The organism is Rhizobium sp. BT03 (assembly GCF_030053155.1).
Taxonomy (GTDB): domain Bacteria; phylum Pseudomonadota; class Alphaproteobacteria; order Rhizobiales; family Rhizobiaceae; genus Rhizobium.
Window position 1 is genome coordinate 1,723,595 of sequence record NZ_CP125640.1, and the last position, 19,576, is coordinate 1,743,170.

A 19,576-nucleotide genomic window follows, 5' to 3' on the forward strand; every position below is an offset into this window, starting at 1 on the left:
GGAGACGTCGTTGTCGTTATCCTTAGTGCCCGCCCGGATGGATTGCGTCGTTGAGGTACATGCAAGTCAGCACCGCAAAGACGTAAGCCTGAAGGAAGGCGACGAGGAACTCGAGACCGGTCAGGGCGACGGTCATGATGAGGGGAAGAACTGCGCCGCCGACACCGACTGCACCGAGGGCTCCAAGCGAGGCGACGAAGCCTGCGAACACCTTCAGCGTGATGTGACCGGCGAGCATGTTGGCGAAAAGACGAACGGAGAGCGAAATCGGACGGGACAGGAAGGAAATGATTTCGATCGAGACGACCAGCGGCAGCAATATGCCCGGCACGCCCGAGGGCACGAAGACATTCAGGAAGTGGAAACCGTGCTTATAGAAGCCGTAGACGAGAACCGTGCCGATGACGAGGATCGCCAGCGCGAAGGTGACGATGATCTGGCTGGTGATCGTGAAGAAATAGGGGAACATGCCGAGCAGGTTCGCCGTCAGCACGAACATGAAGAGCGAGAAGACCAGCGGGAAGAATTTCATTCCCTGCTTGCCGGCGCCTTCCTTCAGCATGTTGGCGATGAATTCATAGGACATTTCCGCGACCGACTGCGAACGGCCCGGCACGATGGCGCGGTTCGAGGTGGCGAAATAGAGGAAGCCGGCGGCAACGGCTGCCGAAGCGGCCATGAAGAGCGATGCATTGGTGAACGAAAAATCAATTCCGCCGATTTCGATCGGCACAATCTTCTGGATCAGGAACTGATGAGTCGGATCGTTAGACACCGCTTGTTCTCTCTCTTTGGCCCGCAGGACGCGGGATCATTGCACTGGACCGGGAACCGGTCCTTATTTCTTGTCGTCCTTGTCGTCCAGGGGATGGGCCACCACCCCCGCAGAACGCAGCACGTTCAGAACGCCGGCACAGAATCCGAGAAGCAGAAGAACGATCATCCCCCAAGGCGCCGTGCCAACAAAACGGTCGAAGACATAGCCAAGGACGGCACCGACGACGATCGCGGAAATGAACTCGCTGGAAAGCTTCATCGCCTGGGCATAACCTTTGCGGCTTACCTCGGAACGAGCTTCGTTTGCCTCTTCCACTTTCGCCTCGACGCGCTTGGTCGCGAGTTTCGCTTCCAGTTGCGCACGGCGCTTCTCAAGACTTTCCTCGCGGTCATCCGCCATGGATCTCTCCTCGCCTGCCCGTCGCCCGCACTCCCGCTACCCCGGTCATTCGGACCCCGGACGCGAAGGTTGAAACCCTTCCGGCCCGTTCTGAAGTCGCGCGCAACATAGTTTTAGGGATTGGTATAGTCAAGGCGTAGACAGTTTCTGTCCAGCCAGAAAATAATCGTGTCAAATCAAAGAGATAATCTGAATTTCGGCCGATCTCTTAAATTCGATGGAAAGAATCCGCTTTTAAGCCCGGCAAATCGGCTTGCCCAAGCGATTTATCTCAGCTCCAGCCGCCGCCATAGGTGCGATAGAAGACGTGAAGACCGATGCGGCCGACCTTTTCCATGGTCTTTGCCCATTTCGGCCTGACATAGACGGCATGGTAATGAGTCGCCGAGCCCACCTGCGGCAGCCAGATCTTGCCTGATGTCACCGCCATCGCCACATCGCGGGCCATCCGCCAGTGATATTGTGAGTTCACCCTGTCCTTGATGCTGTCGCAGGCGAAGGAAAACTGGCAGCGGTTGCGCCAATCCTCGTTCTGGTAGACGACGCCGCAGATGGTTTTCGGATAGGACGGGTTGCGGACGCGGTTGAGGATCACCTGGGCGACGGCCGCCTGGCCCTTCACCGATTCTCCCCGCGCCTCGAAATAGATGCCGGAGGCAAGGCACTGCTGTTCGCGGGCGGAAAAGACGCTCGGCGCCAATATGCTGGCGGCCCAGGCATGGTCGCGCGGGCCGATCTCCGGAACGAAGCGGCCGTTGTCCTGATCGGTGAGGATCGAATCGAAGGGCGATTGGCGGGAATAGTCGGGTGCGGCCGGCCCGTAGGCAGTCGCCAGGACATCGGCCTTGTCGCTGGTGACGAGGCTTGCCAGCATTGCCGGCACGCCATTATCGGTCACCACAGGCTGCTTTTTATAGAAAGATGTGGCGATCTCGATTTCCTTGCCCTGGATCTTCGGCTTGACGAAGGCCGACCTGTCCTTGAGATCGAAGCTCGGGGTGAAGAGCATCTTCGTGCGCTCGAGGATCGAGCCGGCGGAAAAATCCTTCGGCGGCTGCATCTTCTCGACGGCGACGACCCGGCCTTTCTTCGTGCCGCGGTTGACGCGATCCTCGTCCGGCGTGTCCTCGTGGCCCTTGTCCTTGGCGGCGTCCTTGTCCTTGGCAGTGCCCTTGTCCACGGCAGAGAAAGCCACCTTGCGGCCATCCGGCAGCACCATGCCGGCGCCTGACGAGATCGAGCCCGTCACTCCAGGATCGGCGAAGGCCAGTTCGGCCTGATGGATGGAGCCGGCCGGCGAATTGGTCAGCACCATGCGCCAGTTCTCCCCTTCCCGATCGAGACCGGCCAGCATGGCGGCGAGATCGGCATGAGAGGCGACGCTCGGGAAGATCAGCCAGCCGGCGAGCCCGAAGATAGCGGGCGACACCCAGTTCTCGGGAAGAAGACGCAGCTTGCTACGGGAAGAGCTCTTTCGACGCAACACCAACTCCGGGCATGGAACGCGGGAACATTCCATCGAAAATCTCTCATTAACCTTGACGTCGGGTTAACGGGGCGTGCCGGAATGTGGCTATGCGAAGTTTTGGATGTTCTAATGTGGCTGAAATTTTGTGGGGATGGAGTGTATCTGTGCCCTTGCAAAGGCCCCTCCCCAACCCTCCCCACAAGGGGGAGGGACTAACCCGGGGCACCGCCTCGCTCCTCCCGAAACGTCGAAGAGGTGGAAAGCCCGTGCTACAAGTTAAGCCCTCCCCGTTGTGGGGAGGGGTCTTAAAGGGCGGTGCAACCGCTCCCTCTTCCCACCCGTCAAATAATCACATGCGACCCCAGTTCCACCACGCGGTTGGCCGGCAGGCGGAAGTAGTCCGAGGGGTTGGCGGCGGCGTTGGCAAGCGCGATGTAAAGCCGGTCCTGCCAGTAGGGCATGCCTGATTTGGCGTCCGGCACCAGCTTGCGGCGGCCGAGATAGAAGGAGGTCGACATGATGTCGAACTTCAGTCCCGTCTTGCGCAGCGTCGCGAGCGCCTGCGAGACATTCTGCGATTCCATGAAGCCGAACAGCAGTTCGACGCGGGCGAAGCGCTCGGAAATCTGCTCGACCTTGTAGCGGTCGTGGCTCGGCACGCGCGGCTTGTTGACGGTGCGGATCGTCAGGATGACGTTGCGGTCGTGAAGCACATGGTTGTGCTTGAGATTGTGCAGCAAGGCGGCGGGGGCCGATTCCGGATCGCTGGTCAGGAAGATCGCGGTGCCCGGAACCTGGGCCGGCGAATGATCGCTCTTGCGCTCGATCGCGCTGACGAAGGAAGGCAGCGGAATATCGGTGTGGCGGGTCTTCTCCATCAGGATCGCGCTGCCGCGGCGCCAGGTCCACATGACGACGGTAAAGGCCGTGGCGATCAGGATCGGGATATAGCCGCCGTCGTGGATCTTCAAAAGATTGGCGCCGAGGAAGATCAGTTCGAGCATGACCAGCGGCGCGAGCGCGATCACCGCCACCGGAAGCGACCAGTTCCAGCGGGCGCGAACGAATTCGAAGGCCATGATCGAGGTGACGACCATCGCACCGGTAACTGAGATGCCATAGGCGGTCGCCAGCGCGTCCGAGGTCTTGAAGCTCAGGACCAGGAAGATGACGCCGATGAACAGCACGGCATTGACCGAAGGCACGAAGATCTGCCCGGTATTGGTTTCCGAGGTGAAGAGGATTTCCATGCGCGGCAGGAAGCCGAGGTTGATGCCCTGGCGCACCATCGAGAAAGCGCCGGTGATGACCGCCTGGCTGGCGATGATCGTTGCGGCGGTCGCCAGGATGACGACCGGCAGCAGCGCCCATTTCGGGTACATCAGATAGAAGGGATCCGACATCGTCGCCGGATTGCCGAGAACGAGGGCGCCCTGCCCGAGATAGTTCAGCGTCAGCGCCGGGAAGACCAGCAGGAACCAGGCCCATTGGATCGGGCGGCGGCCGAAATGGCCGAGATCGGCATAGAGCGCCTCCGCACCCGTCACCGTCAGGAAGACGGCGCCAAGCACGACGACGCCGTAAAAGCCCTCATGCAGCAGGAAGCTGACGGCATAATAGGGATTGAAGGCGGCAAGGATGCCGTAATCATCCGAAATATGGGAAATGCCGGCGGCGGCCATGACGAGGAACCAGACGGCGGTGATCGGGCCGAAGAACCTGGCGACGGCGCCGGTGCCGCGCGATTGCACGACGAAGAGCAGCGCCAGGATCACCACCGAAATCGGCACGATATATTCCGAGAGCCTCGGTGTGACGAGCTTCAGGCCCTCGACGGCCGAGAGCACCGACAGCGCCGGCGTGATCATCGCATCGCCGAGGAAGAGGGCAGCCCCCATCAGGCCGAGCAGCATCAGGATCGCGGTATGGCCGTTGGCGGTCTTCATCAGAAGGGCAAGCAGCGACAGCGTGCCGCCCTCCCCTTCGTTGTCGGCGCGCAGCAGGAAGAGCACATATTTGATGGTGACGATGATCGTCAGCGCCCAGATCATCAGCGAGATTAGGCTGATGACCTCGAAGCGGGTGAGGCCGTCATGGGCCACGGGCTTCAGCGCCTCGCGAAAGGCATAGAGCGGGCTGGTGCCGATATCGCCGTAGACGACGCCGACGGAACCGAGCGCAAGATAGAACAGCTTTTTCGGCGTCATCTGGGATTCGTTCGGATGGCTCTCTTCGGACATGAAGTTGCAACAGGCTCCTCAGAGCCAGCCTTTCCAGCGGAAAAAGAAAAAGGGGATGACGGCTGATATTACCATCAGGGCCAGCGAATAGGGATAACCCGCGGCCCAGGCCAGCTCCGGCATGACCTGAAAATTCATGCCATAGACGGAAGCGACCAGTGTCGGCGGCAAGAACACCACCGAAGCGATCGAGAAGATCTTGATGATCGAATTCTGCTCGATGTTGATCAGACCGAGCGAAGCGTCGAGCAGGAAGGTGATGTTGCCTGCAACGAAGGCGGCATGCTCCGACAGCGACTGGATATCGCGCGAGACGGTGCGGCAGAGTTCCTTCGTCTCGCGGTCCTGCTGGACCGCGGGGATCGTGTGAAAGAAGGTCAGCAGACGGGACAGCGAGCCGAGACTGTCGCGCACCTTGCTGATCATCCGGTGATAGCCGGCGATATCGCGCAGCTTCTCTTCAAGATAGTTCGAGGGCTTGCGCACCTTTTTTGCCCGGTCGCCGAAGACATGCATCGACAAGATGTCGATGCGCGAGACGGAGACTTCGAGGATCTCGGCGGTGCGGTCGACGATCGTCTCCAGCAGCTTGGCGAGAAGGGCAGCGCCGCTGCGCCAGTTTTCCGGCAGCCGGTGCAGGGCGGCGATGAACAGCGCAAAGGATTTGGGATGGGCGTAGCGGATGGTGACCAGCCGGTTTCCGGCCAGGATGAAGGCGACATCGGTCAGCGTCGGTGCGTCGGTATCGGCCTTCCAGAGGAGCGAGGCGGTCATGAAGACGGCATCGTTTTCGACGTAGAGACGAGCAGAGGGCTCGATATCCTTGAGATCATCACGGGTCGGCACTTCGATGCCGAGAACCTTCTCGACATAGAGCTCCTCGTCGCGGCTCGGCTCGATCATATCGATCCAGACGACATCCTCAGGGAAGGATGCGGCATGCGACAGATCGCGGATCTCGACCGACCTGCAATTGGAACAATAAGCGGTGATCACCGGCAGCCCTTCCATGCGGCCGAAAGCGCGGCAGTGCGAGGCTCGCTCGTCCCAGGTCCCAACGGAAACGGATCAAAAAAGCTCATAGAACTCCGGCTGCATCCAACCTCAAAGGCCGGCATGCGCATTGTGCTCCACCGCATCGCAGCGACCAATCCTTCGATCGACAAGACAACTCCGAACTTGCAGGCGGGCCGAAATCTTCCAAACGAGGACGGCCGTCATTGAGCATCTGCAGCAAACGCCATCATGGCGCCGCGGCATATGCAGCAAAGCCGTGAAATAATCAAGACATCTTCCGTGAAGCGCGGCTTTTCACCACGTTTCCCCCACAATTTGGGGCGTCGGCAATCGTGATTCGGCGGCTGCGTGCACCAACCGGAACTGCCGCACAGTTCCGGGTCACGCGCCTTATTCGAAGACGATCGTCGGTGCCGGACGCTGGGTTTGGCCGCCGACCTGCTCCCAGACCTTGGCGGCGATGCCGCGATAGATGCCGGCGACGACGCCGTTCGGCTCGGAGGCGACGAGCGGCGTGCCGGCGTCGGAGGTTTCGCGGATGTTCATCGTCAGCGGCACTTCGCCGAGGAAGGGCACGCCGATGCGCTCTGCCTCCTTGCGGGCGCCGCCATGGCCGAAGATATCGTAGCGGGTGCCGGTGTCCGGCGCGATGAAATAGCTCATATTCTCGACGATGCCGAGCACCGGCACCTCGACCTTGCGGAACATGTTGAGGCCCTTGCGGGCATCGATCAAAGCGAGGTCCTGCGGCGTCGAGACGATGACGGCGCCGGCAAGCGGCACCTGCTGGGCCATGGTCAGCTGCGCATCGCCGGTGCCGGGCGGCATGTCGACGACCAGTACGTCGAGCTCACCCCAGGCGACTTCGCGCAGCATCTGCAGAAGCGCCGACTGGACCATCGGCCCGCGCCAGATCATCGCCGTCTCCTCGTCGACGAGGAAGCCCATCGACATGACCTTGAGGCCGTAATTCTCCATCGGATTGATGATGCGGCCGTCGATCTGGGTCGGACGGCCGGAAATTTTCAACAGCCGCGGCATCGAGGGACCATAGATATCGGCATCGAGAATGCCGACGCGAAGGCCGTTGGCAAGCAGGCCGAGCGCCAGGTTGACGGCGGTGGTCGACTTGCCGACCCCGCCCTTGCCCGAGGCAACGGCGATGATGGCGCCGATGCCGGGAACGCCGATCTTGCCGGCCCGCGGCGGCTGTTGCTGCGGCGCATGGGCGTGGCCCCGGTGATCATGCCCATCATGATCGTGGCCGGCATGATCGTGGCCGGCATGGCCGTGCGGCGGGTTCGGCATGGGGCGGGCAGCCGGAGCGGCCGTGGCGGCTTTCTTGTCTGCGGTCAGTGCGACGAGCGCGCCCTTGACGCCGGGCATGGCCTTGACGACGCGCTCGGCGGCGAGCCGCATCGGCTCGAGCTCTTTGGCGCGATCGGCCGGAACGGTGATGGAGAAATAGACCTTGCCGTCGGAGATGAAGACATCGGAAACCATGCCGAGCTCGACGATATCGTGCTCGAGATCCGGTCCGCGCACGGTCTTCAGCGTTTCGAGAACCTGTTCCTTGGTGACGTCGGTCATTCCACCCTCACTGCTTCTTCTTGCAGACCAGAGCGCCGCGCGTCTTTCAAGACGCGCAAAGAGCGCTGTAGCACTTTGAATTGCTGCATGATTTCAGCCTTCATCGAACCCGATCAAGACTGAAATCATGCAGTAGAGATAGTGGAGACGGGCGCCTTCGCCAAACAAAATCATCGGCGGGAAAATCGTTTTGGCGGCTTGCAAAAGGCGCCGGGGAGAATGGGCAATCCGTTGCGGCCATCAAGTCCGCCGGGCTTTCGCCCTGATGGCCGCAACGGCCTCCCCGAGAACCGGCGCAATCCGGGGCGAACTAGCGCAAGCCGACAAAAAGGCCAGCGAAAAATGAAGGGGAAAGGCCAAATCGCGCGCAGCCGTGCAAGAGGCGGTGCCAAAACGCAACAGCCGCCGCCGACGCCGAAGGCTTGGGAAAGCGGCATCGGCGTCGGGCAGCGGAGCGCGGCCGCGCCATTTCCTGGCGCTGGTCCAAGTCCCCTCTGGGCCTTTGTCAAAAGAGAAGCAGAAAGCGTGCCAGACGGAAAATCGGCGGAAATGGCACAAATGCGGGCTGGGACGGCCGCCAGCGGGTCAGCATATGCCCAAGCGCTGGGCGGCCGGCGAAAACCCGCCGCGCCTTTTGCATTTTATTTGATCAGGCCGATCCGCAGCGCCTTGGCCACCGCCTGAGTCCGATTGACCGTATCGAGCTTCTTGGTGGCGCGGTTGAGGTAATGGTTGACCGTGTGCTCGGAAAGAGTGAGGATTTCGGCGATTTCGGCACTGGTCTTGCCGGCCGCCGTCCAGTTGAGGCAATCGATTTCCCGGTCGGTCAGCGTGTCCGTCATGCGGGTATCGAGATTGCGGATCTCGGCGAGCCTGTCATAGACATGGATGGAGATATAGCAGAGTTCGCGCATCTCCGCCGGGCTGAAGGGCTCGCGGTCGCCGGCGAAAGAGATGGCGCCGCGCAGGCCGGATGGCTCATGCGTCGGGAAATAGGCGCCGCGCATCATCCTGAAACGTTCGAACAGCGAGGCGACGAGCACCGACTTGCCGTCGTCGCGCGACCAGTTCTCGCGCGACATGTCATAGAAGAAGGGCCGTGCGGAGGTTCTAAGCCGCCTCAGAACCGGGCTGTTCACCAGCAGGCTCTCCTGGTCGTAGAGCGCCAGAAGCTCCGCCGGCCAGCTGGTGATGACGGTGCTGCCCTGGATATCTAGAGAGGTGACCGGCGGCAGGTTGAGAACCAGGAAGGCGCGGCTGCGATAGGCTTCCGTCACGCGTTTCAGGAAGCGGAAAATATCGAACTGGGTCTTCAGGCCGGCTATTTCCTGGATATAGTCGTCGTCTTCCGGGGATGTTTGCGACAAGGGTGCCATCACATTTCTTCATCTTCGGCACAGCGGCCGGCTCGATTGCATCGGGGAATGACGATCGCTGGTTGGATCAAACGGAGTCGGCCAGCGCATGCAGCGTTCGGCCGGCAAGTGGTTAATCGATTTCGCGGACTATTTGCAGTTGTCGTGATTCGCCGGCAAATCTCAATATCGCCCTCATCATAAGCATGCTCCCTGATTGCATTAGCGCCGCGGGCCCAGCCGGATGCGCATGCCTTCCATGATCCTCCCAGCTGCCAGCTGAACTGGAACGGCCCATTGGCGTAGAAGTTCCATCGACAGACGATAGGCGGGGCCGGTAATCGAAATGCCACCAATAAAGGTCCGATCCTGCGACCAGACGGGGGCGGCGACGCAGCGGATGCCGGCCTCATGCTCCTCGCGGTCGAAGGCATAGCCCTGATCGGCGATCTCGCGGATTTCGGCAAGCAGCGATTCGGCCGAGACATGGGTCGAAGCGGTAAAGCTGGTGAAGCGCAGCCCGGCGAGGAGATCGGCGAGGAGATCAGCCGGAAGCAGCGAAAGGGCGGCCTTGCCGACGCCGGTGCAGTAACAGGGCGAGGCATTGCCGATCTGCGAATACATCCGCACCGGCTGACGGCCGTCGACCTTGTCGAGATAGATGATCGACTGGCCCCTCAAGACACCGAGATGCACCGTCTCGCCGGTCGCCTGCTGTAGCTCGGCGAGGTGCGGCTCGGCAATCAGCCGGAATTCGTTGCGTGCCCAGCTGCGCGCGGCGAAATCGAGCAGGCGCAGGCCCGGCGCATAACGGCCGTCGCCATCAAGCTCAAGCAGCCCTTCCTCCACCAGATGGCTCAGCTGGCGATGCAATGTGCCGCGCGGCTGGCCGGCAAGGGCCAGTATATCAGTGAAACGCAGCGGCGCATCCGCATGGGTGACGAGATCGAGCAGAACCATCAGTTTGCCGAGCGTGCCGGTCTCGCGCGTCTGCGCCATGCTTTCGCTATTTGAAGTCATCGTCTCGTCCGCCCTTGACAGCATGGTCAGCATAATTCGATAATTCCACATAGTCAAATTAAGTTCCAAATAATGGAACATATAGAATATCAAAGGGCGATCGCGATGCCGGCACAATTTCCGGAGTTCAGAGACCGAACCGTGCTGGTGACCGGCGGCGGATCGGGCATCGGCGCTGCGATCGTCGAAGGCTTTGCGCGCCAGGGCGCCAAGGTCTCGTTCATCGACATCGCCGAGGCGGCCGGCGGCGCGTTCGCCGAAAGGCTGTCGCGGGAGACGGCGCATCCGGTCTCCTTCCACCATGCCGACCTGCGCGACATCGAGGCGATCCGGCGCACGGTCGATACCGTCGTCGCCAGCTCCGGGCCGATCCGGGTGCTGGTCAACAATGCCGCCTGGGACGACCGCCATGAATTCGACGCGGTGACCGAGGCCTATTGGGACAACAACCAGGCGGTCAACCTGCGGCATGTGTTCTTCACCTCGCAGGCGGCAGCACCCTCGATGCGGGCGGCCGGGGGCGGAGCGATCATCAATATGTCGTCGATCGCTTTCAAGCTGAACATGGGCGGTTTTCCCGCCTATGCGGCGGCGAAGGCGGCGGTCGTCGGGCTGACCAAGAGCATGGCGGGCCGGCTCGGCCCGGAGAATATCCGCGTCAACTGCATCCTGCCCGGCATGGTCGTCACCGAACGGCAGATGCAGCTCTGGCTGACCGAGGAGAGCATCGCGCGCTCGGTGGAGCAGCAGTGCCTGAAGGTCGCGCTCAAGCCCGACGCGATCGTCGGTCCCTGCCTGTTTCTTGCATCCGACTGCGCGGCCGGAATGACCGCCCAGTCCCTGATTGTCGATGGAGGCATTCTATAATGGCTAATCCCGCTTATGTCGCGGTGGACTGGGGCACCAGCAGCTTTCGGCTCTGGCTGATCGGCCGGGACGGCGGCATTCTTGCCGAACGCCGCAGCGGCGAAGGCATGACGAGTGCCGCAAAAACCGGCTTTTCCCAAGTGCTGTCGGGCCATCTCGCCGCCGTCGAGGCGCCTGAGAACCTGCCGGTGATCGTCTGCGGCATGGCCGGCGCCCGGCAGGGCTGGGTCGAGGCCGGTTATATCGACGTGCCGGCGCCCCTCACCTCGGTCCTGACGGCGGCGGTCTCCGTGCCGGGAGAAAGCCGCGATATCCGCATTCTGCCGGGCCTTGCCCAGCGGAATGCCGCGACACCCGACGTCATGCGCGGCGAGGAAACCCAGCTTCTCGGCGCGCTCGGCACCGCAAGCTCGGGCGCCCAGGCGGTCTGCATGCCCGGCACCCATTCGAAGTGGGTGCATGTGGGCGACGGCAAGGTCACTGGCTTTTCGACCTTCATGACCGGCGAACTCTTCGACGTCATCAGCAAACACACGATCCTGTCGCATGCCGTTGCCGGCGCCGAGGCGCAGCCGGCTGATGCAGCGGCCTTCGAGGCGGCGGTATCGGCCGCTTTCGCGCGGCCCGCGCTTGCCTCCAATCTGCTGTTTACCGCCCGCTCGGGCCAGCTCCTGCACGGGATCTCCGCCGCATCAGCGCAAGCCCGGCTCTCCGGTACGCTGATCGGCCTCGAAATCGCCGGCGCACTGCAGAATGCCGCCAACTCAGGCATCACCCTGGTCGCCTCGGGGCGCCTGCAGGCGCTCTACGAACAGGCCTTCAGAACACTCTCCCTGACCTTCACCGCCATCGATGCGGACGCCGCCGTGCGCCGCGGGCTTTCGGCCGCCGCCGAAGCCATCTGGCCGAATTGAGAAAGCCGACACGATGAACCGTATCCCCTTCCCCGACATGAAACGCCCGCTGATCGCCATCCTTCGCGGCATCCGGCCCGACGAGACCGAAAGCGTCGTCGGCGCCTTGATCGACAACGGCCTGACGGCAATCGAGATCCCGCTGAATTCGCCGGAACCGTTCAAATCGATCGAGATCGCCGCCAAGATGGCGCCGGCCGAGGTGCTGATCGGCGCCGGCACGGTGCTGACGGTCGAGGCGGTCGACAGCCTGCATGCGGCCGGCGGCACGCTGCTCGTCACGCCGAATGTCGAGCCCGAGGTGATCATCCGGGCGCGCCAATACGGCATGGTGACGATGCCCGGCGTCTTTACGCCGACAGAGGCGCTCGCCGCAGCGCGGGCCGGCGCCACCGGTCTCAAATTCTTTCCGGCAAGCGTGCTCGGGCCCTCGGGCATCACGGCGATCCGGGCGATCCTGCCGCCGGAGCTGACGATTGCCGCCGTCGGCGGTGTGTCGGACAAGAATTTCGGCGATTATACCAAGGCCGGCATCTTCGCCTTCGGCCTCGGCACCAGCCTCTACAAGCCGGGAATGACCGCGGCAGAGGTTGCCGAGCGCGCCAAGGCGACCATTTACGCCTATGATGCAGCCATTGGGAGCGTGAGCGTATGACCGATATCTACGAGTTCGAGGGCAAGACCCTCTGCAACACCAATTCCGTTCTCGGCGAAGGTCCGACCTATGATCCGGACAGCAACACTGTCTGGTGGTTCAACATCCTCGGCAAGGAGCTGCACGAGCTCAATCTTTCCAGCGGCGCCAAAAAGGTGCATCCGCTGCCTGCCATGGCGAGCGTGCTTGCCCGTATCGACGCCGGACGGCAGTTGATCGCGACGGAGGAAGGGCTTTTCGTTCGCGATGTGGCCAGCGGCAATCTCACCTTCTACGCCGCGCTCGAAAACGACAAGCCGGAAAACCGCTCCAATGACGGCCGTACCCATCCTTCCGGTGCGCTGTGGATCGGCACGATGAGCAAGCGGGCGGAAAACCAGGCCGGCGCCATCTATCATGTCGCCGGCGGCAAGGTGACGAAGATCTTCAACGGCATCAGCATCCCGAATTCGATCTGCTTCTCGCCCGACGGCACCTTCGGCTATTATACCGACTCCCGCCTCAACCGGCTGATGCGCGTCATGGTCGATCCGCAGACCGGCCTGCCCACAGGCGAGCCGATCGTGCTGGTCGACAGCGCCAACGAGCCCGGCGACATCGACGGCTCGGTGGTCGATGCCGACGGTTATATCTGGAATTCGCGCTGGGGCGCCGGCGTCGTCGACCGTTACAATCCCGACGGGCTGCGCATCTCGCGCTACAAGGTTCCCGCCGTCCAGCCCTCCTGCCCCGCTTTCATCGGCGTCAATGCCGACCGGCTGGCGGTGACGACGGCCTGGGAGGGCCTCGACGAGGATGCGCGTTCTGCGCAGCCCAGCGCCGGCGCGCTGCTGGAACTCGGCATCGACGTCAAAGGCGTGTTCGATCCGGTCTATGTGATCTGACCGGGCGATCCGCGCCTGCCCGTCCGCGGCCATCAGAGGCGTTCCCGACCGGGAGCGCCTTTTTTCGTTCTGGCGGGGTTTCGCGATAAAAGTTCCGTGAAAATCGAGAAATTTTCCGTGTTTTCAACCGGAACCAATCGGCGCACCAGTCATTGTCCTTTCGAACCGGCGCGGCAATAAACATCAACATTGCCGGGTCAGCGACCACTCTAGGACATGAAGGTAGGTTCGAAATGACACGCAAACTCTTGACGACCGTTGCCGCTGGCGCGCTGTTTGCCACGGCTTTCGCACCGGCGGCATTCTCGCAGGCGGCGCCGCAGCCGGCGGATCCGGCCGCGCCGACGCAGGCCGCTCCCGCCGATCCGGCAGCCCCGAAGCCGCCGGTCACCCCTGACGTCACCAAGCCCGCAGGCGATGCCGCACAGGCTCCGGCTCCGGCACCGACGGCAGACACGGCACAGGCCGGCTATATCACGGAGCAGGCTCCGGACCAGGTCAGCGCCAACACCTATATCGGCCAGTCGGTCTATAACGGCAACAATGAAAGCATCGGCAGCGTCAACGACCTGATCATGAAGAAGGATGGCGGCCTGGTTGCTGCGATCGTTGGCGTCGGCGGCTTCCTCGGCATCGGCGAAAAGAACGTCGCCGTGCCGATGGACAAGATCACCATCGCCCAGAATACCCAGGACGGCAGCGTCAAGCTGACGACCAGCGAAACGGCTGAGTCGCTGAAGGCCGCCCCTGAGTTCAAGACGCTGGCCATGCAGTCGGCCGAAAAGGCTCCGGCTGCGCCCGGCACCGATACCACGGCAACCGGCTCGACTACGCCCAAGTAGGCAGGGCTGACGCAAATTGGCGCCAACCAGGCTGGGGCCCAGCAAACCGCGCGCGCGGTAGTATAGCGTAGGTGATGGCGCTCCTAGGGGCGCCATCGCTTTATGCCGCGCCATTCGTGAAAGCGTGATGTCATCCGAAAACCGCTCACACTTTTCGGCATCATGCTCCAATGCATGTCGCCCGGAAGTGTGCAGCGGTTCCGGGATAACGACATGCATCAAAACAAAGAGCTAAAGCGCGTCGCATGCGACGCGCTTTATGCGCTGACACGCTCCACCATGGCCGAATCGTAGTAATTCTCGTGCAGGAAACGCAGCGTGGCGATGCCATCGGCCGGGCGGCCGAAGTGATAGCCCTGGCCCATGCCGCAGCCGAGCGTGCGCAGTTTCACCGCCTCGGCATAATCCTCGATGCCCTCGGCCACGACTTCCAGTTCCAGGCCGTCGCACATGGTCAGGATCGCCTTGATGATGTGTTCGGAGGCGCGGTCGGAATTGATGCGGGAGACGAAGGCGCGGTCGATCTTGATCTTGTCGAAGATGAAGTCGCGCAGGCGCCCGAGGCTCGACTGGCCGGTGCCGAAATCGTCGAGCGAAATGCGCACGCCGGCGGCGCGCAGATCGGCGATGATGCGGTGGGCGGTATCGGCCGAGCTCATCACCGCCGTCTCGGTAATCTCGAGCTCCAGGCGATGCGGATCGAAGCCGACGCGGCCGAGGATCGACAGCACGCTGCCGCTCGTGCCCGGATCCATCAGCTGGGCCGAGGAGAGATTGAAGGACAGGAAGAGTTCACGCGGCCAGGAGAGCGCTGCTTCCGCCGCCTTGCGCAGCAGCGCTTCCGACAGCGCATCGATGAAGCCGCGCTCCTCGGCGAGCGGCACGAAGACGCCTGGAGAGACGAAGCCGAGATCGGGATCGTTCCAGCGGGCAAGCGCCTCGAAGCCGACGACCTGATTGTTGGAGAGCGAGACGATCGGCTGGAAATGCACGTCGATCGCGTCCGATATGATGGCGTTTCTGAGCGCCTGCTCGAGCTGCGTCGCGCGCTTCATTTCCTGGGCGATCTCGCGCGAATAGACGGTGATCTGGCCGCGGCCGCGGCGCTTGGAACGGTAGAGCGCGGTTTCGGCACTCTTCAGCAGCTCCTCGCAATCTTCTCCGGCGAACGGGTAGATGGCAAAGCCGAGGGAAGCGGAGAGACGGACGTTGCGGTCGCCGAGATCATAGGGGGCCGACAGCACCTCGCGGATCATCTGGCCGAATTTCTCGGCACTCGCCCGCTCGAAGATCAGCGGCAGCACGAAGGCGAATTCATCGCCGTCATGGCGGGTGACCAGCGCGCCATCGGGAATGCAGGCCCTAAGGCGATGGGCGACCTGGCAAAGGATTTCATCGCCGGCGGCCGAGCCGAAGAGATCGTTGATCGGCTTGAAACTGTCGAGATTGGCGATGCCGATGGTGAAGGGGGCCGGATCGCTGGCCCGCTCGGAAGAGATCTGCAAGACCTTCTCCCGCATGCGATTGCGGTTCCCCAATCCGGTCAGCGGATCGGTATAGGCCATCGCCTGAAGCTCATTCTGACCGACGGTCGAGAAAGCCATGTCCGCCGATTTCATCATCCACCCGAGCTTTCCCGCGCCATGCAAAGAATGACCGGCATGTCTTAACAATTTGATAGTAAATCAGCAGGCATTGACGCTGAATCACCCCAGAATCCGGGAGTTGACGGCTGGTCCGGCCAAAGTTCTTGGTTTTTTGGCATGCCGTTAGCCCGGAACCGCTGCACACGTCCTGATGACAGGCATCAGCCGCGCGCCCGCATCACCTCTTCCATCAGATGCCTCTGGAAGACGGCCTCGAGCATATCCGGGCTGACCGGTTTCATGATGACATCGTCCATGCCTGCTTTGACGCATTCGGCGCGGTCTCGTTCGAAGGCCTGGGTGAGCACGCCGATGATCGGGGTGTGGCTTCCGCCGCCGGTTTCCTCCATCTGCCGGATCAGGCGGGCGGCTTCGAAGCCGTTGAAGCCCGGCAGCGAAATATCCATCAGCACGATCTGCGGCCGGTGCTCGGCCCAGAGGCGCACGGCCTCGTCACCGGTCGCCGCGATCATATGGCGATAACCGAGGCCTTCGAGGATCTGCGAAAAAACGATCTGGTTGATGTCATTGTCTTCGGCAACGAGAACCTGCAGGCCGACGACCTCGTCGGAAATGCTGATTTCCCAGTCCGTATCCGCGCCAGTGCTGCTGTTGCGGCTGTTGCGGTTGAAGTGGCGGGCGATCTGAAAGGTGAGCTCGTTGGCAATCTGGAAACCGTCCATGACCAGCGCCGGGATGCCGTATTGCTCGGCGAGTTCGAGGCAGCGCATGCCCATCTGGTTGTCGATGATCAAGAGATCGAGCGAGATGCCGGAGGAGGTGGCAATTTCCAGGAACCGCTCCTCCTCGTCCTCGCCGCGGACCGAGCAGGATTCGAAACCGTATTTCGACAGCGTCCGCAGCGCGGCGGTCTCGGCGGCGAGGTCGGCGGTGACGACGAGAACCTTGCGGCCGGAGAAATTCTCCGGAACGATCGCTTCCATCGCCGCCGGCTCACGGCGCTCGACGGCGCTCGGCACCGGCACATAGGCGCGGCGATAGCTTTGATTGCTGGAGGTGGTGATCGCCGATGCCCGGCCGAACTCGTCGAGATCGGCGCCGTCGCGCGGCAGATCCTGCATGGTCGACACCAGGAAATAGCGGCCCGGCTTGCCGATGCGGTGTTTGCGGCTGACAATGTCGCGCTCGATGCCGTCGCGGGAGATCTGCCGCTGGCGGGAGACGGACATCTCGCCGGTCTCCAGCACATGACGGTCGCTCTCTTCGAAGCGCTTGGCGATCTCTTCCGAAAAAAGATCGCTGCTCTTGCGCCCGAGCACTTCGTCGGCGGTCGTCTGATATTTCTCGCAGAAGGCGAGGTTGACCGCGACATAGGTGAGGTTGCGGTCCTTGACGAAAAGCGGGAAGGGCAGATTGTCGAGAATGTCCTCGGTGAGCTGCACCCGCTCCAGATCCGAGCGCCATTGCTCTTCGCGCTTCTTATCCTCGGAAATATCGGAAATGATGGTGACGCCGTAGCCGCCGGGCAGCCTGCGTTTGACGAACCGCACCCAGCTGTCGGCGCCATGGCGCTCGACGGCTTCGAAGCGCTCGCGCCAATGCGAGGCGATTTTCTGCGACAGCCAGTCCTCGCGGCTCAGCGAGCCGCGCTGCTTCACGTCATATTGCTGGCGAATGCCGGTGTCGTAGACCGCCCCGAGGAAATCGCGAAGCCGCGTGCCTGATTTCAGCATCTCCAGCGGCAGCGGGAAGAATTCCAGCGTCTGGCGGCTGGCGAAAATCAGATGATCGTTCTTGTCGTAGATGATGAAAGCTGCCGAGAGGCTGTCGCACACCACATCGAAAAGCGCCGTCTGCAGATCGGCCCCGGCGGAAATCCCGTCGGTTTCCGATGATGGGTCCGCCTTTTCGAAGCCGGCACTCATGCAATTGCGTCCCACATCTGTTCGATTTCGAAAACTTCCGGAGGTATATGAATAGAAATGCCATTTTTATGTTAAAACCGGCTTAACATTACCTATCCCCGAATTTGGCGAAGGCCGGAACTACGCTTTGGGAAAGTATATCGAAAGCCCTTCCCTCCGCCCCACGAATCCTCGAAAATAGCCCATGGCCATCAGACAGCTTTCCGAAACGCTCATCAACCAGATCGCCGCCGGCGAAGTCATCGAACGGCCGGCGAGCGCGGCCAAGGAACTGATCGAAAACGCGCTCGATGCGGGTGCCACGCGCATCGAGATCGCCACGGCGGGCGGCGGCAAGGCGCTGCTGCGGGTCAGCGACAACGGCTCGGGCATGGACGCGGCCGATCTGGAGCTGGCGGTCCGGCGCCACTGCACCTCGAAACTATCGGACACGCTCGATAATATCCGCACGCTCGGCTTCCGCGGCGAGGCGCTGCCCTCGATCGGCTCGGTCGCCAGGCTCAGCATCGCCAGCCGCAGGCGCGACAGCGCCGGCGGCCACGAGATCGCCGTCAACGCCGGCAAGATCGCGCATTTGCGCCCGGCCGCCGCCAATCCCGGGACGATCGTCGAAGTGCGCGATCTTTTCTTCGCGACCCCCGCGCGGCTCAAATTCCTGAAGACCGAGAAGGCCGAGGCCGGCGCCATTACCGAGATCGTCAAGCGCATGGCGATCGCCTTCCCGGCCGTGCGCTTCGTGCTGTCCGGCTCCGACCGCACGACGCTGGAATTTCCGGCGACCGGCGACGACCATCTGGCGCGCATGGCGCAGGTGCTCGGCAAGGACTTCCGCGACAACGCCATCGCCCTCGACGCCGTGCGCGAAGAGATTTCGCTGACCGGCTTTGCCGGCGTGCCGACCTTCAATCGCGGCAACTCCGCCCATCAATATGCCTTCGTCAACGGCCGGCCGGTGCAGGACAAGCTGATCCTGTCGGCAATCCGCGGCGCCTATGCCGAGACGATTCCCTCCGGGCGCCATCCGGTGGTGGTGCTGTCGATCACCCTCGATCCCGCACTCGTCGACGTCAACGTGCATCCGGCCAAATCCGACGTGCGCTTCCGCGACCCCGGCCTGGTGCGCGGCCTGATCGTCGGCGCCGTCCGCGAGGCCCTGGCACGCGACGGCAGCCGAGCGGCAACGACCGGGGCGAGCGACATGCTGCGCGCCTTCCGTCCCGGTTTTCAGTCCTACGCCCAGCGGCCGCAGACGGCATGGTCGGCCGAGACCTCGCCCTCCCGGCCCTACCAGCCGGCAAGCGGCCTCGGTGAACGGCCGCAGGCCTCTTTCGACGGGCTGTCGATGCCGACGGCGCGGGCCGAGCCGCAATTTTCGCCGCAGCCGGCAGCAGCCGACACTATAGCCCGTTACCCGCTCGGCGCCGCGCGGGCACAGATCCACGCCAATTACATCGTCGCCCAGACCGAGGACGGGCTTGTCATCGTCGACCAGCATGCCGCCCATGAGCGGCTGGTGTTCGAGGCGATGCGCAAGGCGCTGCATTCGAAGCGGCTGGCCTCGCAGGTGCTGCTCATTCCGGAGATCGTCGACATTCCGGAAGAGGATTGCGACCGGCTGATGCAGCATGCGGGCGAGCTTTCCGAGCTTGGCCTGGCGATCGAACGTTTCGGCCCCGGGGCGATCGCCGTGCGCGAGACACCGGCCATGCTCGGCGAGGTCGATGCACATGGCCTGATCCGCCAGCTTGCCGACGAGATCGCCGAATGGGACACGGCGTCGGGCCTGTCGGCCAAGCTCGAATATGTGGCGGCGACCATGGCCTGCCACGGATCGGTGCGCTCCGGCCGGCGGCTGCGGCCGGAGGAAATGAACGCGCTGCTCAGGGAAATGGAAGTGACGCCCGGCTCCGGCCAGTGCAATCACGGCCGGCCGACCTATATCGAATTGAAGCTCAGCGATATCGAGCGGCTTTTCGGCAGAAGCTAAAAAAGCTGGAAAAGCCGCCTCTGCCGGA

Annotated in this window: 16 protein-coding genes; 6 read left to right on the forward strand and 10 right to left on the reverse strand. The window is 62.5% G+C overall.

What is annotated here, in order from left to right:
* Window positions 1-22: 22 nt before the first annotated feature.
* The 8 genes from QMO80_RS08540 to QMO80_RS08575 form a co-directional block, all read right to left on the reverse strand.
* Window positions 23-775, reverse strand: coding sequence for a F0F1 ATP synthase subunit A (locus QMO80_RS08540; RefSeq protein ID WP_283199677.1), 753 nt, complete (start codon window positions 773-775; stop codon window positions 23-25).
* A 63-nt stretch (window positions 776-838) separates the two neighbouring features.
* The gene (locus tag QMO80_RS08545) at window positions 839-1,177 is read right to left on the reverse strand and encodes an AtpZ/AtpI family protein (protein WP_283199678.1); all 339 of its coding nucleotides are present in this window, start codon (window positions 1,175-1,177) and stop codon (window positions 839-841) included.
* A gap of 271 nt (window positions 1,178-1,448) precedes the next feature.
* Window positions 1,449-2,696, reverse strand: coding sequence for a cell wall hydrolase (locus QMO80_RS08550; RefSeq protein WP_283199679.1), 1,248 nt, complete (start codon window positions 2,694-2,696; stop codon window positions 1,449-1,451).
* 290 nt (window positions 2,697-2,986) lie between these two features.
* On the reverse strand, window positions 2,987-4,885 hold the full coding sequence (locus tag QMO80_RS08555; RefSeq protein ID WP_283199680.1) for a potassium transporter Kup: 1,899 nt from the start codon (window positions 4,883-4,885) through the stop codon (window positions 2,987-2,989).
* Between the two features lie 18 nt (window positions 4,886-4,903).
* Window positions 4,904-5,881 carry a magnesium transporter CorA family protein gene (locus tag QMO80_RS08560; protein ID WP_283199681.1) on the reverse strand — a complete coding sequence of 326 codons (978 nt, stop codon included), beginning with the start codon at window positions 5,879-5,881 and terminating at the stop codon, window positions 4,904-4,906.
* Between the two features lie 411 nt (window positions 5,882-6,292).
* On the reverse strand, window positions 6,293-7,492 hold the full coding sequence (locus QMO80_RS08565) for an Mrp/NBP35 family ATP-binding protein (protein WP_283199682.1): 1,200 nt from the start codon (window positions 7,490-7,492) through the stop codon (window positions 6,293-6,295).
* A gap of 641 nt (window positions 7,493-8,133) precedes the next feature.
* On the reverse strand, window positions 8,134-8,868 hold the full coding sequence (locus QMO80_RS08570; RefSeq protein ID WP_283199683.1) for a LuxR family transcriptional regulator: 735 nt from the start codon (window positions 8,866-8,868) through the stop codon (window positions 8,134-8,136).
* A gap of 201 nt (window positions 8,869-9,069) precedes the next feature.
* Window positions 9,070-9,867, reverse strand: a complete 798-nt coding sequence (locus QMO80_RS08575) for an IclR family transcriptional regulator (protein ID WP_283199684.1) — start codon at window positions 9,865-9,867, stop codon at window positions 9,070-9,072.
* A 105-nt stretch (window positions 9,868-9,972) separates the two neighbouring features.
* Between QMO80_RS08575 and QMO80_RS08580 the strand changes: the two genes are divergently transcribed.
* The 5 genes from QMO80_RS08580 (at window position 9,973) to QMO80_RS08600 (ending at window position 14,029) form a co-directional block, all read left to right on the forward strand.
* On the forward strand, window positions 9,973-10,734 hold the full coding sequence (locus QMO80_RS08580; RefSeq protein WP_283199685.1) for an SDR family NAD(P)-dependent oxidoreductase: 762 nt from the start codon (window positions 9,973-9,975) through the stop codon (window positions 10,732-10,734).
* Window positions 10,734-11,648, forward strand: a complete 915-nt coding sequence (locus QMO80_RS08585) for a 2-dehydro-3-deoxygalactonokinase (RefSeq protein WP_283199686.1) — start codon at window positions 10,734-10,736, stop codon at window positions 11,646-11,648. Before QMO80_RS08580 ends, QMO80_RS08585 begins: the two co-directional genes overlap by 1 nt.
* A gap of 13 nt (window positions 11,649-11,661) precedes the next feature.
* On the forward strand, window positions 11,662-12,303 hold the full coding sequence (locus tag QMO80_RS08590; protein ID WP_283199687.1) for a 2-dehydro-3-deoxy-6-phosphogalactonate aldolase: 642 nt from the start codon (window positions 11,662-11,664) through the stop codon (window positions 12,301-12,303).
* A complete protein-coding gene (locus QMO80_RS08595) occupies window positions 12,300-13,187 on the forward strand; it encodes an SMP-30/gluconolactonase/LRE family protein (protein WP_283199688.1) in 888 nt (295 codons plus the stop codon). Before QMO80_RS08590 ends, QMO80_RS08595 begins: the two co-directional genes overlap by 4 nt.
* A gap of 233 nt (window positions 13,188-13,420) precedes the next feature.
* The gene (locus QMO80_RS08600) at window positions 13,421-14,029 is read left to right on the forward strand and encodes a PRC-barrel domain-containing protein (protein WP_283199689.1); all 609 of its coding nucleotides are present in this window, start codon (window positions 13,421-13,423) and stop codon (window positions 14,027-14,029) included.
* Window positions 14,030-14,286: 257 nt separating this feature from the next.
* Here the strand turns inward: QMO80_RS08600 and QMO80_RS08605 are convergent, their stop codons facing one another.
* Window positions 14,287-15,651, reverse strand: a complete 1,365-nt coding sequence (locus QMO80_RS08605) for a bifunctional diguanylate cyclase/phosphodiesterase (RefSeq protein WP_283199690.1) — start codon at window positions 15,649-15,651, stop codon at window positions 14,287-14,289.
* A 185-nt stretch (window positions 15,652-15,836) separates the two neighbouring features.
* The gene (locus tag QMO80_RS08610) at window positions 15,837-17,561 is read right to left on the reverse strand and encodes a response regulator (RefSeq protein WP_283199691.1); all 1,725 of its coding nucleotides are present in this window, start codon (window positions 17,559-17,561) and stop codon (window positions 15,837-15,839) included.
* Between the two features lie 184 nt (window positions 17,562-17,745).
* Between QMO80_RS08610 and mutL the strand changes: the two genes are divergently transcribed.
* A complete protein-coding gene (gene mutL, locus QMO80_RS08615) occupies window positions 17,746-19,548 on the forward strand; it encodes a DNA mismatch repair endonuclease MutL (protein ID WP_283199692.1) in 1,803 nt (600 codons plus the stop codon).
* Window positions 19,549-19,576: the final 28 nt, after the last annotated feature.

Coding starts and splice junctions, on each gene's coding strand:
- QMO80_RS08545 (WP_283199678.1), bottom strand. CDS start 1,177: ATGGCGGATGACCGCGAGGAAAGTCTTGAGAAGCGCCGTGCGCAACTG.
- QMO80_RS08550 (WP_283199679.1), bottom strand. CDS start 2,696: ATGGAATGTTCCCGCGTTCCATGCCCGGAGTTGGTGTTGCGTCGAAAG.
- QMO80_RS08555 (WP_283199680.1), bottom strand. CDS start 4,885: ATGTCCGAAGAGAGCCATCCGAACGAATCCCAGATGACGCCGAAAAAG.
- QMO80_RS08565 (WP_283199682.1), bottom strand. CDS start 7,492: ATGACCGACGTCACCAAGGAACAGGTTCTCGAAACGCTGAAGACCGTG.
- QMO80_RS08570 (WP_283199683.1), bottom strand. CDS start 8,868: ATGGCACCCTTGTCGCAAACATCCCCGGAAGACGACGACTATATCCAG.
- QMO80_RS08575 (WP_283199684.1), bottom strand. CDS start 9,867: ATGACTTCAAATAGCGAAAGCATGGCGCAGACGCGCGAGACCGGCACG.
- QMO80_RS08580 (WP_283199685.1), top strand. CDS start 9,973: ATGCCGGCACAATTTCCGGAGTTCAGAGACCGAACCGTGCTGGTGACC.
- QMO80_RS08585 (WP_283199686.1), top strand. CDS start 10,734: ATGGCTAATCCCGCTTATGTCGCGGTGGACTGGGGCACCAGCAGCTTT.
- QMO80_RS08590 (WP_283199687.1), top strand. CDS start 11,662: ATGAACCGTATCCCCTTCCCCGACATGAAACGCCCGCTGATCGCCATC.
- QMO80_RS08595 (WP_283199688.1), top strand. CDS start 12,300: ATGACCGATATCTACGAGTTCGAGGGCAAGACCCTCTGCAACACCAAT.
- QMO80_RS08600 (WP_283199689.1), top strand. CDS start 13,421: ATGACACGCAAACTCTTGACGACCGTTGCCGCTGGCGCGCTGTTTGCC.
- QMO80_RS08605 (WP_283199690.1), bottom strand. CDS start 15,651: ATGATGAAATCGGCGGACATGGCTTTCTCGACCGTCGGTCAGAATGAG.
- QMO80_RS08610 (WP_283199691.1), bottom strand. CDS start 17,561: ATGAGTGCCGGCTTCGAAAAGGCGGACCCATCATCGGAAACCGACGGG.
- mutL (WP_283199692.1), top strand. CDS start 17,746: ATGGCCATCAGACAGCTTTCCGAAACGCTCATCAACCAGATCGCCGCC.